This window comes from Methanothermobacter sp., assembly GCA_030055615.1.
Classification (GTDB): Archaea; Methanobacteriota; Methanobacteria; order Methanobacteriales; family DSM-23052; genus Methanothermobacter_A.
Window position 1 is genome coordinate 135,942 of record JASFYN010000003.1, and the last position, 17,852, is coordinate 153,793.

General features: G+C 38.4%; 12 protein-coding genes. 7 read left to right on the forward strand and 5 right to left on the reverse strand.

All coding sequences use genetic code 11. The features are described from left to right. Position 1 precedes the first annotated feature (1 nt). Positions 2 to 2,620, reverse strand: coding sequence for a valine--tRNA ligase (locus QFX38_06325; GenBank protein MDI9624484.1), 2,619 nt, complete (start codon positions 2,618 to 2,620; stop codon positions 2 to 4). A 122-nt stretch (positions 2,621 to 2,742) separates the two neighbouring features. Here QFX38_06325 and QFX38_06330 point away from each other — a divergent pair, with 122 nt between their 5' ends. The 3 genes from QFX38_06330 to QFX38_06340 are packed head-to-tail and all read left to right on the forward strand — an operon-like array spanning position 2,743 to position 4,333. Further along, complete coding sequence (locus QFX38_06330) at positions 2,743 to 3,096, forward strand: hypothetical protein (protein MDI9624485.1); 354 nt, start codon at positions 2,743 to 2,745, stop codon at positions 3,094 to 3,096. Between the two features lie 22 nt (positions 3,097 to 3,118). Beyond that, on the forward strand, positions 3,119 to 3,802 hold the full coding sequence (locus QFX38_06335) for a UvrD-helicase domain-containing protein (GenBank protein MDI9624486.1): 684 nt from the start codon (positions 3,119 to 3,121) through the stop codon (positions 3,800 to 3,802). 12 nt (positions 3,803 to 3,814) lie between these two features. Beyond that, a complete protein-coding gene (locus QFX38_06340) occupies positions 3,815 to 4,333 on the forward strand; it encodes a GAF domain-containing protein (GenBank protein ID MDI9624487.1) in 519 nt (172 codons plus the stop codon). 3 nt (positions 4,334 to 4,336) lie between these two features. Here the strand turns inward: QFX38_06340 and QFX38_06345 are convergent, their stop codons facing one another. Beyond that, positions 4,337 to 4,735, reverse strand: a complete 399-nt coding sequence (locus QFX38_06345) for an arsenate reductase ArsC (protein MDI9624488.1) — start codon at positions 4,733 to 4,735, stop codon at positions 4,337 to 4,339. Positions 4,736 to 5,160: 425 nt separating this feature from the next. Between QFX38_06345 and QFX38_06350 the strand changes: the two genes are divergently transcribed. The 4 genes from QFX38_06350 (at position 5,161) to QFX38_06365 (ending at position 10,524) form a co-directional block, all read left to right on the forward strand. Then, the gene (locus tag QFX38_06350) at positions 5,161 to 6,129 is read left to right on the forward strand and encodes a DUF4352 domain-containing protein (GenBank protein ID MDI9624489.1); all 969 of its coding nucleotides are present in this window, start codon (positions 5,161 to 5,163) and stop codon (positions 6,127 to 6,129) included. Positions 6,130 to 6,685: 556 nt separating this feature from the next. Further along, positions 6,686 to 8,068 (forward strand): MATE family efflux transporter, encoded by a 1,383-nt coding sequence (locus QFX38_06355; protein MDI9624490.1) that lies wholly within the window; start codon positions 6,686 to 6,688, stop codon positions 8,066 to 8,068. A gap of 654 nt (positions 8,069 to 8,722) precedes the next feature. Then, entirely contained in the window at positions 8,723 to 9,097 is a 375-nt protein-coding gene (locus QFX38_06360; protein MDI9624491.1) for a pyridoxamine 5'-phosphate oxidase family protein, read from the forward strand. 830 nt (positions 9,098 to 9,927) lie between these two features. Beyond that, positions 9,928 to 10,524 carry a chitobiase/beta-hexosaminidase C-terminal domain-containing protein gene (locus QFX38_06365; protein MDI9624492.1) on the forward strand — a complete coding sequence of 199 codons (597 nt, stop codon included), beginning with the start codon at positions 9,928 to 9,930 and terminating at the stop codon, positions 10,522 to 10,524. Between the two features lie 604 nt (positions 10,525 to 11,128). Here QFX38_06365 and QFX38_06370 read toward each other — a convergent pair. The 3 genes from QFX38_06370 to QFX38_06380 all read right to left on the reverse strand — a co-directional run bounded on the left by QFX38_06370 (position 11,129) and on the right by QFX38_06380 (position 17,610). Then, positions 11,129 to 15,889 (reverse strand): cobaltochelatase subunit CobN, encoded by a 4,761-nt coding sequence (locus QFX38_06370; GenBank protein ID MDI9624493.1) that lies wholly within the window; start codon positions 15,887 to 15,889, stop codon positions 11,129 to 11,131. Between the two features lie 684 nt (positions 15,890 to 16,573). Continuing rightward, positions 16,574 to 17,158, reverse strand: coding sequence for a DUF1847 domain-containing protein (locus tag QFX38_06375; GenBank protein ID MDI9624494.1), 585 nt, complete (start codon positions 17,156 to 17,158; stop codon positions 16,574 to 16,576). A 206-nt stretch (positions 17,159 to 17,364) separates the two neighbouring features. Continuing rightward, positions 17,365 to 17,610 carry a DUF5654 family protein gene (locus QFX38_06380; GenBank protein ID MDI9624495.1) on the reverse strand — a complete coding sequence of 82 codons (246 nt, stop codon included), beginning with the start codon at positions 17,608 to 17,610 and terminating at the stop codon, positions 17,365 to 17,367. Positions 17,611 to 17,852: the final 242 nt, after the last annotated feature.

Sequence of the window (17,852 nt, forward strand, 5' to 3'; positions counted from 1 at the left end):
GTCACGGTACAATCTCTAATATTATATCATCTAGGTGTATTATCTCCACTTTTTCTCCTGTGGCGCCAAGGGCCTCCTTTTTAATCTTAAAGTATTCTCTTGTTAATTTGTGGCCTTCGATTTCTATCATACCATAAGTTTCTAGCCTTTCATATATTTCCTCTGGGTCCGCGGATTCTATGAATGCTAGTATCTTAGGGGCGTCAGCCCTGAACTTAGGGCCTATCTTCTCCATTACTGGTTTGAGTTCTTTTACATGTTCTTTTATCTTTGGTTTGCCTATTATAAGCTCCAGTTTTTGTATATTCATTGTGCCTTTGATGTCGTTTAGGTAGTCTTTTATTGTATCGTAGAGGTTTTCTGTTGTGTAGATGTTCACTTTTTCTAGTGGAGCGTTCAATGGTATCCTATTGGATGATTTGAACCTCCTTAGGGCGCCTATGATCTCTACTGCAAGGTCCCCTTTGGCTTCTATTTCATCACTGATATATTCCTCCTGGACACTTGGCCACTCTTTTGTATGTATTGATCCAGTGGCTATGTGTTGGTGGATCTCTTCTGTGAAGTGTGGCGCCATTGGAGCTAATAACCTTAATGATGTTTCAAGGACCTTGTTTAATGTCCATTGAGCTGCTCTTTTCGATTCGGGGTCATCATTGGAATATAGGCGGTATTTGACCGCTTCTATGTATTCGTCACAGAATTGGTGCCAGATGAACATTTGTATACTATTTATGGCCTTTGCGAAATTGTAATCTTCAAGGGCCCTTGTAACTTCTTTTATTAGCCTGTTGAGCTTCGATAGTATCCACTGGTCTAGTGGTTTGGGTTTTTCTTTCACATCTTCAAGGTGGAAGCTTATGAACCTGAATGCGTTCCAGAATTTCCTGAGGAACTTATAAGCGTACTTCACATCTTTCCAAGCAAATGGAACATCCGAGCCAGGGACACTATTTGAGGCCCATAATCGGAGTGCGTCAGCACCATAATCTTCTAGGACTTCTTCTGGTGTTATAACATTGCCCCTTGATTTGCTCATTTTATGCCCGTCCTCACCGAACACCATACCATTTATTATGATCTCATGGAATGGTTTTTGGCCTGTGAGGGCCTTACATCTTAGTATGGTGTAGAATGCCCATGTTCGTATTATGTCATGTCCCTGCGGCCTTAAAGTTGCTGGGAATAGCTTTTTATATTCTGGTTTTGGCCAGCCAGCAACTGCTAGTGGCGATATTGAACTGTCCATCCATGTGTCTAGTACATCCTCTTCTCCGATGAATTCTTCGCTGCCGCATTCGCATTTGAAGTCTGGTTTGGTTTGGGTGGGGTCTACTGGTAGCATTTCCTCTGTTGCTAGGTGTGTTTTGCCACATTTTTTACAGTACCATACTGGTATTGGTGTTGCGAATACTCTCTGTCTTGAGATGCACCAGTCCCAGTCCATGGACCCGGTCCAGTTTAATAGTCTTGTCTTCATATGTTCTGGTATCCATTTCATTTCCTCTGCAGCTTCTATGACATCATCTATGAGCTTTTTCACAGCTACGAACCATTGTTTCTTTACTAGGATTTCGATGGGTGTTTTGCACCTCCAGCAGACGCCGAGGTTCTGTTTTATCCTCTCTTGTTTTATAAGGTGGCCCTCGGCTTTGAGGTCTTCTATTATCTTCTCTTTACACTCTTTTATGCTGAGGCCGCTGTATTTGCCTGCTGCTTCTGTCATTTGTCCTTTTTCGTCTATGGCCTCTATTATATCCAGGTTGTGGCGGTTGACCCATGTTACGTCTGTTTTATCACCGAATGTACATATCATAACTGCTCCTGTCCCAAATTCCGGGTCAACGTCCTCGTCCTCTATTATCTCGACCTTGTGGTTGAATATGGGGACTTGGACGCTTTTACCCTTCAGATTAGCGTATCTTTCATCCTCTGGGTGTACTGCGACTGCTACACAAGCTGCTAAAAGTTCAGGTCTTGTAGTGGCTATCTCGAGGTAACCTGAATCTTCTAGTGGGAATTTTAGATAGTTTAGGTTTGTTTCATTTTCTATATATTCTACTTCTGCAAATGCTATGGCTGTCTCGCACCTTGGACACCAATTAACCGGGTGCACACCCCTATAGATCAGACCATCCCTATACATTTTAAGAAATGATAATTGTGTTTTTTTCATGTACTCTGGTGTCATTGTTACGAATTCTGTGCTCCAGTCCTGGCTGAAACCTAATCTTTTCATCTGGCTTTTCATCCGCTTTATGTTCTCTGTTGTGAGTTCTATGCAAAGTTCCCTGAATTCCTCCCTGGGTATGTCACCCTTCCTTATATTATAGGTTTCTTCAACCTTTACTTCGGTTGGGAGCCCATGACAATCCCACCCCTGTGGGAATAACACATCATATCCCCTCATCCTCTTGAAACGGGCGATTATATCCATGTAAACCCAATTCAAGACATGGCCCATGTGTATAGACCCAGTTGGATAAGGTGGTGGTGTGTCAATTATATACTGGGGTCTTGTCTCATCACCCTTAAACTTGTATAATCCTTGTTCTTCCCATTTGTTTTGCCATTTAGTTTCATTCCTATGATCATAATCCTTGGGTATTTCACTGCCCATGTCAATATACCCCCATGGAACCCGGGTAGTATTTTTGGAAAAGTTTTATTAGAATTAGTATACTAAATAATATATCCCTTACTAAATAAGCTAACTTCCCTAATATTTTATGGTGGATATTAATGGAACTTATATGGTTTTATATAGCGGTCTTCCTCGCGATAAGCGACGAGCTGCACACAAGAATACTCTGGACAACCTTCACAGACTTTTATATAATATTAGCCGGTATTATAAGGGAGACCGTCCACTCCAACATACAATTATGGCTCATACACGAAGGCCTAGAAGCATTGTTCCACTTCATAATCCTTTCATTTGTCTTCCTATCAGTTGAAATAGGATTCCTAGCAGCTCTAATACACCTAATAGTAGATGTATATCACCAGATCACAGGCCTAGAACATGGTTGGCTCTACCATAGAGCCCTACACTTCACGATAGAATCATTCTTCTTCATCCTAATATTATCATGAAAGATAATTCCAAATCATTAGGATGACCAGATCATTATGCGATAGCCAAGATGAATGTACAGAAACCCAAAAAGAAGCTGTGAAATACAATGAAGGGCCGCTACTTATAATAGCCGGGCCTGGGACGGGTAAAACTCGTGTAATCATCGAAAAAGTGGCCTATCTTATAAAAAGGGAAAAGGTAGACCCTGAAAGCATACTTGTTATAACATTTACTGAAAAGGCTGCTGAGGAGCTTAAAAATCGTTTAACAAAATGTGTGGGTTTAGATGTTGAAAAAATGCAAGTTTCCACTATCCACTCATTCTGCAGCAAGATATTGCATGAATACAGAGAATATCATGATCTTGGCGCGGATTTTGAAATCCTAAATGAAGAAACTCAATTCATTTTTATAAGAGCCCATTTTACGGAGTTAAAACTCAATATGATATGCACCGCACTAGGATACTTCGTAGCCCCCTATGATATCCTACCCGAAGAAATATACAGGCCACAAGGTTACATCGACGACATATACTTATCTTCACTAATCCTGGGAAAAATAGCAGAAAAAAACGGCTACGAACTCCTAGAAGAATACTGGAGAGGTGAAGAAGACCTCAAATCAGTCATCAGAGAATGTCAAAAACGTTCAAAGAAAATACTGGGTAAAGACACGGAAAAGATACTCTCATATGTCGGACTCGGAAAAACTTTAAATTGATGGGATCCTGCAATGTATAGGATAAAGATAGTAACTGAAAAAATTAAAGGAGCATCCACGGTTAAAGAAGCAGCCCAGATAATATTCGATGAACTTAGAATACTAACAGATAGCAAATATTGCTACGTGACATACATAGACCCAAAAAATGGTGACAGCGTTGCTATAGTATTTTCAAAGGTTACAAGTGAATGTAATTATTACGAGAGTATAGGGGAGGCGCGGTTTAAACGCCCGAAAAATGGAAAGTATGGAGGATTACTAGGATATTCCATGGACACTGGCAAATCATTCTTCACCAACGACCCTGAAAACCACCCAACAGCTCATGGAATACCAGAAGGCCACAAGATCATCCGAAGATTTTTATCAGTGGCCGTGAAATCCAATAATAGGGTTTTGGGCCAGATAGTCCTCGGAAACCCCCAGAGGGATTACACAAGGGATGATCTTAAAGTTTCAATGGAAGTTGGAGAAGCCTATGCTACCATACTCCAAGGGTTTTATGATGGCAGAATACCACTAAAATAGTCTCTAATGTTCTATCATATTTTGGGGTTTTAGTTCTTTTCTGATCCATTCCTGGATATCATCTCTGATTCTGCGTAATGTTTCAATATTTGCATTTTTAGGATCTGGGAATCTGACATGGATGTACTTTTCAGCTTCTGGTAATACTGGACATTTATCTTCACAGAGAGTTACTATTATATCGAATTTTTTTCCTTGAAACTCTTTAAGACTTTTTGGTTTGTGGCCTTTCATGCTTATGCCAATTTCTTCCATAACTTTAACTACAGAAGGGTTTATAGGCTTTGGTTCGGCTCCACCACTATAAACTTCATAATATTCACCATACATGTTCTTGAGGAAGGCTTCAGCCATCTGGGATCTTCCAGAATTATTCCAACAAACAAAAAGCACCTTCTTCACAACTTTACCTCCTACCAGCTCCCAATATCCCCCCTAAGGGAGGACACCTTTATCCTAAAATTTTTTATTTTAAATGATATACCACTTACTTCAGGGCAAAAGGCCGTCAAATTTATCAATGAAAGATCCCCCACACTAATGAAAAATGAAAGCCAAAAATTATTTATTTCATAAACATTCATTTATTGTTCGTTAATGTGGTAGCCAAAAACACACTTATAAATAAAGGGGGGAGGTTCTTTTTGTATTGTCCGAAATGTGGAGCTGAAAATCCTGATACTTCAAATTTTTGTATAAGTTGTGGAGCGCCTTTAAAACCGAAAATAGAGAGTGAAAGTACATTTAAGAGTGGTTTTATAAATAGAATACCTGGTTTTAGGTCGGGCACCCCTTGGAAGATGGTTGTAGCATCTTTTGGATATTTATTGATAACAGTTTTAGCAATTTATGCCATTGGTTGTCTTTTAATTAATGCAGATGCCACTGTGACAGTGAATGCAGCATATACAGCAGATAGTATCACTGGTAATTATTTTCCAACTTATAGTAGGTTTATTATAACGAACGTCACAGTAAAAAATAATGGTAATAATCCTCTAACTATCTCTTCAACCGATTTCAGTTTACTCAGTAACGGTGAATATATAGGTTATTTAAACTTTTATGGCCATGGCACTGATGTACCCGAGAACGTTCAAATACCCCCAGGGGAAAATAAAAGCTTCTTATTAGTCTTCGACGTTGAAGACAAGGACCCTGAAATTCTAGAATATAATAGTTTGTGGGATCCTTTTTCAGAGCCGGAAACCAGTGGCATGGGACCAGTAAATATAATACCCAACCCCAACTCCTATGCAAATTATGAAGTGAAAGGCAAAGTCAACGAGAAATCCTATCAGATGGATGTTAATATTACCTATAAAAGTACAACAAACGGGCAAATAGAAGAAAACATAAAAAGAAGTGGTGAAACAATATGGTTAACTGGATCAGTATACCGAGAGCCTATTCAGAGCCAATCTTGGGCATTTGATCCTGAGACTTTCGAAGATGAAAATGGAACATATTCATCTTACATATTCCTACCTAGAGGCTTCGTAGAAGGGGATTCAGTACCAATTAAAGGATCAGAAGGTGAAAACGTGGGAGAAGAGACCGTAACAGGCTCCAAGACAATAAATATCATGGGTAAAAAGATCGAATGCTGGGTAACCACCGCCAAAGAGGAAGAAGAAGGCATTAAACTTCAAATCACAAGATATTATGATAAGACAACAGGATTATTACTAAAAGAAGTGTATAAAGAGGAAGGCAGCGCCTACGGAGTCAGCTACACAGATTCCAATACCATGCAACTTACCAGTACAAACATCCCATTAATCGGAATTTCTTAAAACGGATCACAAATAATAATGATGGTGACAAGGGCTATTCCCCCAACACAAAGAAAAGCACTCACTCTAATAAAATAAGACATTAAAAGGTGATTTAATTCAAAATATGCGTCCAATCTAGGTTTATCCAAAAGCGAACATTTAAAATATAAAGTTTTTTGACCCCATAATCGATGACCACAAATGGAGGATGACACAGAAGCTATCAAAGCAAATAGCTGATGAAAATGTGGGAAATGGAAATTAGCAGCTAAAACCAGAAAAAGATAATATACCCCAAATACTTGTCAAATCTTCCTTTTTTGTGAAAATGAACCATAAGGGGAGAACTTATATATTTAATATACCCACTTACTATTCCTTGAATTCTTGTAATGCTACTCTCTTCACCCCCAGAATCCAAACAAAAAGAACTTAAACATTCTATGTTAAGTAGAAACTATCCCCACAACATTTTGTAAAAAGTGAAACATCCTATAAGAGCATGAAAAACCCCCCCAAACTGAAGATTGATCCGCCCATAATACTCTCCTTTTATAAAATAACGTGATGTCCCATGAAAAGGAACAAAAAAACAAAAAAGAATGAAACAAAAGGTGTTACAATCATCACAGGAGACCCTAAAAAGGCCATCTGGAAACTCTCAGGCCATCTTATCATAGCAATGCTCCTAATGTCAACCTACAATTTAGTAGATGCCATATGGGTTTCGGGCTTGGGAGGTAACGCTCTCGCGGCTATTGGGTTTGTCACACCCCTTTATATGATACTCGTAGGCTTATCAAATGGTCTTGGAGCCGGCGCAGCATCTTCCATCTCAAGGTGTATAGGGGCCGGTGACAAGAAAAAAATGAACAACAGTGCAATACATGTCATAATAATCACCATCATCATCTCAATTATTATAACGGGAATACTTGAGTTCTTCTTGGTGGATCTGCTTTTAATTTTAGGTTCTAAAGACGCTTTTAACCTTTCTGTTGTATATGGTCGTATAGTCTTCGCTGGTACACTTTTCATGTTATTTAACGGTTCTGCCTATGGGATCTTAAGGGGTGAAGGTGATACCCAACGTACAATGTATGCTATGATAGTCTCATCCATAATCAACATGATACTTGACCCAATACTCATCTACCTACTAGGATTAGGGATTGCTGGTGCGGCTTGGGCGACATTAGCATCACAGTTTATCGTATCAGCCGTCATATTATACTGGTTCTTCCAAAAAAAGGACACATTCACAAGATTATCATGGAAGTATTACAAAGCCGATCTTATGGTTGCGAAATCTATTCTAGAGGTTGCATTGCCTGCCAGTGTAGAATTTCTGGTAATATCTGGTGGTGTTGCAATCTTGAACATAATACTTGTCACAGTGGCTGGGACAGATGCTGTGGCAGTCTATTCTGCTGGTTGGAGGATCGTCATGATAGGACTAGTCCCTATCATATCAATTGGCACAGGTACCATTACAGTTGCTGGTGTGGCATATGGCGCCAGAAAATACGATAATCTCTCAGAAGCCCACGATTATTCCACAAAATTAGGCATCCTCATAGCAACGATCATGAGCATCTTAACATTCATCCTTGCACCATATATTTCAATTATATTCACATATTCCCCGAAGATGAGCCACTTAGCCCCGGTAATAACAGAATTTCTTAGGGTCATGTGCCTATTTTATATTTTCATGCCCCCAGGGCTTATGTCAAATTCAATATTCCAAGGGGTGGGAAAAGGCATGACCTCCCTAATATTAACTGTAATAAGACAATTACTCTTCATAGTCATATTCGCGTATATTCTCGCCATTATTTTTAATTTCGGACAAAGAGGCGCCTGGTGGGGTATAGTCATAGGGGACATTATAGGAAGCTCGATAGCATACTTATGGGCCCGTATTTACATAAACAGACTACAGAGACACCTATAAGACCATCCCCTATTCAGAAAGAAAGTATAAATTAGTAAATTGATGATGGAGAGATCTTTTGCGGATGAAATTCCCAATATTTTATGAAGGAAACGAAAGCACGCATTTATAATAGGACCAATTAATAACTGCATTACTTGGACAAGTCGCCTTTACGTTCTGATAGTTTATAAGGTCCCTCAAAAATTGCATTCCCCCCTTTTTTCGAAATTTAAAGAAAGACCCACCACTACAATTTTTTCAAGCTTTTGGAACTTTTAAATCAAACATTTTTAAATTATTGAAGCCCCATGAAGGCTAAAGTTGTAAGATTTTGAGAAAAAAGGCTACTTCCGGAAAAACAACGAAACATCCATTTTATTGTTTGCAAAGTTTACATTGCCCACATCTCGCAACCCTTTTGAATTGGAACAAATTTTTCCGATTTGTAATAACGATTTCTATTTGAAGAGGTAAAACAAATTGAAAAAACAAGCATGATACAAAAAACCCGTTTAGCAACATTAGACTGTTACTGTATTTTGGTAAGTATTATTAGATAATTTAGATAATCATTCCACCAAATGGAATCATCATCAAATCAAAATCTTAGAGAAGATTTTGTGGGGATTGAAAGTGTGAAAAAGCACGAAATAACAAAATAACGAAAATCCCATCACTTATCCTGCAACTCTTGACGAAAACAAGTCAAGAGTTAGAGTAATAAAAATATATCGAGCAGATGAAAACGGTATCATATTCCACGCCCTAAGTTTCAAGGATCTATACAAACAATTACATAGAAATCCCTACATAGAAATGTGCTTCGTAGATTCCAAAGGGAAAACACAAGTACGAGTAAATGGAAAAGCAGAACCAATAGAAAGCCAAATGTTAAAAGAAGAAATGGTAGAAAAAAGAAGTTTTTTAAAACCATGGATACAAGAAAAAGGATGGAATTTATTAAAAGTTTTCAAGATAACAAATGCTAAAGCCACTGTTTGGACCATAGAAACGAACTTCCAACCAAAAAAATACATCAAATTATAAAGTAGAAAATTAGATATTGAAACCTCTATAATTTTTATTTGTATTTTTGTTGATAAAGCGTTAGCATGCCTGGTCGATCAAAAGTATTCTTAAACATCCTTTCTACTACTTCATTTTCCGCTTTAACTTTTTGCAGTTAATTCTCAATGAAAAAGATCAACACACTGTTCAAATTTTCCTTTTCCAATTTCTATCACACATTCTCACCGATTAATTCCCTCATGAATTTTGCTGTCCATTCAGACCGTTGTGGGTAGCAGTACTCTCTCATTCTATTGGATGTTATAATCGTAACGGGTAAATATGTTCGATAGTTAGGTGAAACTGCGTGCCAATGTTCCTTCCTTTTACACTTATTTCTACCGTGCTCACTTCATGGAAGGCCACAAAAGCTTATGATTATGAATAAATAAATAAAGGGAGTTCACTGCGAAAATGAACTAAATGAAGATTGTCTGATTCATATTATGGCTGTAAACGAAATAAAGTCGATTTGTCGCCTTCTAACTGTCTAACTGAATGATGTTTTGATGAATTCTATTCTTCCTGAAAGTTTAAGATGAGGTCTTCTAATTTTTCACCAGATCATAGAGGTTTGCAGAAGCACGGCTTATTGGTGGAATATGTTAAGTTTAAATAGAGATTAACTCAAATTAATTTTATAATATATAAACTTGATTTTATTTTAGTATTTAATAGTTGCTAATTATGATTAAACAAAAAATTTTATATACAATTTATGATTAACATGTCCGAGTGTACTACATATTAAAAAATGGAGGTTTAGTATGAAAAGGACAGTTGGTTTAATTATGGCCGTCTTTGTAGCAATGGTTATTGCCGGAATGGGACAGACAGCTGCAACCGAGGATATAAGTGTTGGAGAACTACCAAGAGGGGACTCAGGTGACTTTGTCGTAACATCGGCACCCGCAGATGGCGTTTACTACACCATTGATGGTTCCATCCCGACAGCCAATAGTACAAGGTACACATCTCCGATTGTCCTCAACGGGACACTGAACATAAAGTACATGATAATCAAAAACGGCACAGTGAAATACGGCATAATAAACCACGTCCTAACAGGAAACATCACCAATAGAACATACCCCAAACTGATATTCAACCAGACACCAATCATAGAACTTGTAAATGGTACATACTATCAGATAGGCAACGGCAACATAACACTCTACAACGGGACAATTGCCCTGACAGGAAACACAATCCTGAAATACTTCAAAAACAGCACAAACACAACAATGATGGGCATAATCAAAAACACACCTGCAATAGTTGTCAATAAGATCAAATGGATGAAGGTCAAGTTTAAGAGATGGTACAGAAAAGGCGGTAAGTGGAGATACTACTGGACCTACAGATGGGTAAAAAGGATTTACCAGGAACTTCAGGCCACAGCCTGAGTTCCACAAATTTTTTTTAATTTCGGACAAAAAGGTGCCTGGTGGGGTATAGTCATAGGGGACATTATAGGAAGCTCGATAGCATACTTATGGGCCCGTATTTACATAAACAGACTACAAAGACACCTATAAGACCCTCCCCCACCATTCAGGAACATGACTACAAAAAAACTTGATAACTCGGGGATGGTAAAATTAGCAAATGAAAAATCCCCCTCAAACAATTTATCTTCATCCACAATATGGTACCATAAGGCCACCTTTTTATCTAGTTTAATGCGTTCCATACCCCTAGAATATGGATCCTTTAATTAAAAAGAGAATTTACAGAGTGAAGTTGATATTCTTGGGACGTGACAGAAATCTGTGAATACGAAATAGATGAAAGCTTAAAAGAGTGTTACTGGCGGGTAAAACGCCGATATTCCTAAAAAGATAAAAGTCAACACATTAATGAAGACTTCCTGCGAAATTATCTTCATACCCTATTATCGCCTCTTTTTTTGATGGTTATTGAAGGATTATTTAAAAAGTTTAGGTTCTGGGGTTCTAGAATCTAGTTGAGAAGGTGACTGCAAAAAAATAGAATAATAAAATGGAAAAATTAAATCTTTCCAGGCCCTGCAAGGAAATATCCTGCTCCTACTAATGCTACTAGGATTATAACACCAACAATTGCATATACTGGGAGTCCTCTTGGCGTTCCAGCGGTTCCACTAGATTTACTGACTTCATAGACTTTTCCTGTTCCAGGACCTGCATCAGATCCTGCAATTGCACCAGCTGCTCCAACTATCCCCCCCATGGAGCCTGCACTTGCTTGGCTTCCCGTTCCTGGGCTTCCTATGTAACCTGGTGTCGGACCTCCTACATGGCCAACAGAACCTGGAGATCCTGGCTGTCCAGGCACTCCTGGTGTTCCTGGCTGACTTGGGATTCCTGGGGATCCCGTTGGCGCGAATGCACCATTCATTGTAGCACCGTAAAGTCTTGCCTTAACCGCTTCTAAAAGGTTGGGGTTTATGTATTGCATGGCCCATTGCATCATTGCTATGTTTCCACAGCTGCAGTCGCAGCAAGAAACGCCATAATTTGATATTAGAGAAGCCCATGTGTTTGCAACAAGACTTAATGTGCCAGTGTCAGTTTGCCAGTATCCTTTGTGGGCCATTGTAAGAAGCTTACCTGTAATGTCTATCATTGAGTAGGCATTACTGCCTGTTGAAAGCCAATTCGCCACACCAATATTGTATTTATCCTTTATGTAAATGTCGACTATGTTGTTCCACATTTCATTGGTAATTGCGTCTGTTCTTAGCACTTTCCAGCCTACCATGTTATCTATGAACTGACCGGAAATATATGATGCTCCTGCCGGTCCTTGGGCCATCATTTCTTTGATCCATTGTGGGTTAAAGAGTTTTGTTTGGAGGTCGCGGTTTATGAATTTTGCTAATGTTTCTACTGCTGGTTTGGAGGCTTCTATCTGATTTAGTATGAATAGCTGTGGTGTTTTGCCCCTTATTTTTTCTACCGCGATGCTGAAACCCCCTAGGAATTCATAGTTGTGGTCTAGGTCGAGTATTCCTCTCACGTTTGTTGATCTCGAATGATAGATTCCTTGGACGTCTGCGAGTCTCATTTGGAATACTTCTCCTAATGGTGTTCCTTGTTCGTCTTCTCTGTAGGCGTATTGCATGTCATGTATGTAATAATCTGCAAGTTCGAGACGATCATTCCATGTCCATGCTAGTTGTGGCCCTTCACGCACGCTTTTGGCTCCCCATTCTCCTATTGGCGGCCCGAATATTCGTGTTATGGCCATTTTACTTGCTTCATCTGCTGGTACTCCTGCTTCTAATAGTTTTCTGGTGTCCTCTAACCAATGCTGGGCAATATAGTTCATTTCTAATGGTTCATCTCCGGGGTTGAATAAGCCCGCCTTTTTTATTGTTTCCATTGAGGCGTCCAGTGCCATTTTCAGTTCTTTTGCCATGGTTTCGTTGGCTATTTTGGCAAGTAGAGTGTTATAGGATGTTGCGAGGGCTGTTCTGAATGCTCTGTCGAGTAGTTGAACGCATTGTGGGAATATCTCCCTGAATATTCCTGATATTGTTACGATTGTATCTATTCGGGGTCTTCCGAGTTCTTTTAGTGGTATGGCTTTAATGCCAATGACATTTCCACTGTGTTGTGCTTGTTGTTGATATATTGGTTCGAGTCCGAGTAGGTGGAGTATGAATCCTATGGTTCCTCCGTTGTCTCTTTGAGTTTCTGTAGCCCATAATATTACTCCAAGTTGTTCTGGTGTTGTTTCATAGGCCTTCAGCGCTTCTTCGGCCATCTTTTTGCCGTTGAGATATGCGTCCCAGTATGGGAGTTTTTGCGGATCTAAGCCGTAAAGGTTTCCTCCTGTTGGTAGCGCATCCGGTGTTCTCACAGGATCGTTACCAAGGCTTGGAGGTATGTATCCACCGTTTAATGCTCTTATAAGCATTTCACGTTCTCTCTTTGGGCTTATACTTATATTATGGGTGTATTCGTATATTTTCTGCAATCCTTGGGTTTCAGTTTCTGTGAGATTTCTTCCGATGGTTTTTTGTATTTCTTCTATCACCTTTTCTGGTTCCGTTCCCGTGTAGAATTTTTCTATGATATCTGTTAGGTTCAGTGGGAGTGTTTGGATGGCTTTGGCTGGACTGATGAACTGGTTCTGGCCTATCCCTATGCAATTTATTTTCTCCGCCATTGTAGTGGCAAGGGCTGTAACCTGTTCTAATGTCCAGTCTCTTCCAAAAACATGTAATCCTAATGGTGTAGTGGTACTTTGAAGTTCTATGATGTAGTCATGGAGGCTGTCAACCATTTCTTCGGGTGAACCATTGAGGTCTATGAAAGTGTTCAATTGAAGTTTCAATGCAAATTCTTTTATCATTTCAAAGAGCTGTTGTTTCTGTGTTTCTTCCGTGCTTGCCATGTATCTTTCTGTTAATGCTTTAAGCGCTAAAAGATCATCGTTTAAAGTGTTGAGTGCAAATGGTTGGGTTAAGTGGCTGATAATAACTGCTAATCCTCTCCTTTTGGCGTGTAATGCTTCACCAACACCATCCATGGTATAAATGTAAATTGATGGCATAGCCCCTATGCAAATGTCCGGATAATCTGCGCTGGAAAGTGCTAAATCTTTTCCAGGTAACCATTCATACGTCCCATGTCTTCCAAGGTGTATTACCGCGTCCGCCTTGAATTCTTCTTGTAAGTACGCATAGAATGCGAGATACTGATATGGTGGCGGTACAACAATACTATGATATAAAATACTGGCGTCTGTGTAGCCTCTTTGAGGTTGAGGACCTAAGAAGATGTTGCCCAGTATCATCCCTGGTATTATGAAGTATTTTGTGCCATTCTTTTCTATTGTCATAATATTTCCTGGTGGAGGTCCCCATCCTGAAAGTCCAGGAATCCTTAATGTTATGAAGGAATTCTTGATAGCTTGTAGTTCGCCTAATTTGTCATTGCCCTGTAATATGTCCTTCAGAACCTCGTATGCTTTTTCTAAGAGTATTGTCGCATTCGATAATTGTTCCTTGGTTAGTGTTGATTTCATTTGATCAATGGTTGAAACCATTTTCTTGTACCAATTGTCAATTATAGTATTTGCAGTGTCTATGAATTCTGCTGTTCTGCTTTTTGTGAGTATTTCCTTTGCTATGCATTCTATGTAACCAAATGGTCCTTCTTCCATTTCCTTTCTGGTGATTTCTGGCAATTTTTGGTACCAGGCCATGAATTTGTCAACAGGATATAATGTTGCGTTTTCTGCGAGTTTTTCTAATTCTCCTGGGGCCCATGCTGCAATGTTTACACCTTTTGTTATGAGCATTTCAACAAGTTCATCAAGGCTTGTTGGTATCCCTGTTATGTTGTATCCATTTTCTTTTAGTAGGTTAAGGATTGTGAGTATGGATTCTGGCCCGTTGAGTGAATCTGCACTTGCAATATTCTGTTTTCCTGGCGGATAATTATAGTAGATTAATGCAACCTTCTTTTGGGAATTTGGAAGGTATCTGAGTTTTATCCAATTCTTCACAGTCTCTGCGAGTCTAGCTCCTCTTTCTTCTATGGGTTTGGTTAAGGATAAAGCGAGACCGGTATCTGGACATGTTATAGTTTCTGTTGTGGCCACTATTATCGGCGCTATTTGGCCTTGGGTTTCTTTGAGGGCTATGGTATTGGCCGTGGACCAGTCGCCACCTTCTGATATATTCCATGTGTTTTCGTTTTTGGAGGATGTTATAGGTTGGAATACCAATATGTTATATGTTTCAAGGAGTTTATCGATGGCTAGTCTGGAAGTTTCTCCTCCGACAAGCCATGTGAAATTTATTATCACGTCAACGCGACTTTTATTTGTTTTATTGTCAATGAAATATTCGTTCACGCCTTGGAGCGTGTTCACGCCACTTACAGGGTTTCCTTGGGCAAATAGTACCATGACATTGAATCCGCGATTTTCCAGCTCTTCTATGAGTTTATCGAATAATTTTAAGTCTCCTTTTTCCCATGTGGTTGACATCCATGCTACTATACCAACTCCTGGCACTTCAGGTTTAAAATATAGGTTGCTGTATTCTGTGAAGTTTGTGTAAAGCTTGCCATCTCTATAAAGTGCGTATTGTGATACTGGTACTGGTTTATTGTATGTGAACCCTTTTTCTGGGTATACTGTTGCCAGTATGTAACGGAACATCTGTTCGCGATTTTCGATGGATGCTGTTTCTGTACACCAATATTTACGCACTTCAAGTAGTGAATATAAACTGGGATATGTTCGTTGAAGGCCTGCGATAAGTTGTAGTGGAGTGCTCGAATAACTTATTGCTGTGTAAATTTGTTGTATTTGTTGATCTGTAAGTGCTGTTCCGTTCCTATCCACGAATCTTGTGCCATTTATGTTCGTGAGGCGCACAATCGGGAAGCAATAGTATGGAGCAGGTTCTGCTATCACCGTTTTCCCTTGGAGCTTGCCTGTGGCATTCAAATTTAAGATTGTATCTGATAATGCCCCTTGTTGAAGATTATTAAGGTAGATTATATGACTCCATTCTATGAGCTTTGGTATTTCACTAAGGTTCTGGTTCGCTTGTGAAACGCTCCTGATCTGGAATTTCACATTGGGATAATCCTTGGATACTCTTTCTGCAGGTATTTGGTATTGTCCAGCGCTAGTATCCCAAGATATCACTAAAAAATGTACTTCAGTCGAATTAGTGTCATTTGTTGCGTTATCAGCTGCAGATACTGTCCCAGTCAAAACTAATAAAACTATAGATGCCAAGACTAGAATCACTTGTCTGTCCACTTTCCTTCACCTCCTTTCTAACTCTCGTTAAAATTGAAAACATAATTATCATATAAAATTATTTATTACAAAACATCCAAGAATCCAAATATAAGTAATAACATATGGGAATATAATACTCCCATATGGAAAACTAAAAAAATCCTTAAAAATGAAATCGACATATTACCGATACCATTCCTAGAAATGGGAAACTGAGTCGCATTGAACTTCCTAAATGAACTCTACAAAAATAGGAGAAAGTCACAGTTTTCAACTGATTGTTGAAAAAATCCACATCAAAGAAGTCTTAAAAGACACCACCTGCTTTAGAATCTTCTCTTGAACCTGTGAACCAAAAAAAAGAAAACGGCCAGAAAAACCACTATGAGAATTATTTGAAGTTGATCTATCATCCCCCCTGATAATGGCTTTCAGTACTGTGCCATCTAAGATCTGCCTTTAAGCCCCTTTGAAATTCATGTGATCATGGAAAATCTGAAAAACCCCGGCTTTTTATTTGATCCCATAAAAAGTCGCTTAATAATAATCTATTTTGAGCCGATAGTTTCTTTTATCCCCCTGGAAAATGAAAAAACGAGCTACAATTAAATTTGTAATATTTGAAGCAAAATAATAAGCCCGCTAAAAGAAGTGAAAAGTAAACCCCATGCAGATTTTTATCATGTGAAATTTTGCATCCCCCTACTTATGAAATTTTTTCAGCAGTTTTTTCAGATAATAACTACTGTATATAACTCCCGCAGGATTGTGAGAAAGTATTCTATCTTTAACAATTAATGTTGTTGTTGCAGCATCTGAATATTTCTGGAAAAGAATATCATGTCCAATGCATAAACCCACAATAATGTTTAATTCTGTCCCGGCCTCGTTTAAAATTTTTGCTTGTCCTATTGGATTGCACATAGCCTCCCTTGTATCCTTTCTGATCTTCTTTAATCTAAATACGCTCTTATCTATTCCGCAAACCTTGCAACAAACTGAATGAACAATAAAGTATTGAGATAAGATTTCATCCAATACCTTTGCTTCTCTTTCCAGGCCAATACAGAAAGCAATACCTAAATTTTTATAATCCATGAGCTTACAGAATTCTATAATCTCTTCTAACCTTGTCTTTTCCATGTAATAGGTAGATTCTAAATGAGAAGATATTCTACTTATTTTTAAGTTTTCCCCTTTATATTCTTTCATTACTTCTTTTTCTATATTCTTTTCACAATTTTTTCCTGTGCGGCAAAGCTTTTCATCACAAAGAGAACATTTCATGACTAACACCCAGACAATTTAAGCTATATGAACCAATTTTAATTAAAATGTTAAAAATAAGCGCAATTTTTTATGCAACATAATGGACTGGCAGGACATTGGCAATTTCGTTATATTTACCTATAACGAAGTAACACTTTTTTGTCAAACACATTAAAGAAAAAGTTCCATCCAAATAAAATAAAAATAATAAAATGAAGAATGTTCTAGTCCTCGGGCATTTCTATTTCTAGGTGTGCGAGGCTCCTTGCGATGACTATGGTTGCAATAACAGCAAGTATGGTGACAATAATTGCATAGACAAACAACCCAGTAAGAGCATTCCCAGCCTTAAAAAACAATTGTATTAATGCTTTGATGGCCTCATTCCATGCTAGAGCTGCTATAAGTCCAAAAGCTGTTGTTATAAGAGTCGCCATTGTCTTAATAATCTCTTTTTTTATTTCACTCATCTAATCACCCCCCTCAATTTTAAACGCTTGGAGCATATCTCCCAATAATAAATTCAGATTTTCAAGAATAAATACTTTTAAAAAATACGCTCTCTAAAAACTTTTAAAAGTCATCTACAAAGTTTTATTCATCCACAAAAAATGTGATGATCAATATAATAGGTAGAAAACATTCCAATAAGACTATAAGTGTGTAAATTTCAACCTTACAACAATACACATTGAATTAATAAAATTTTGAC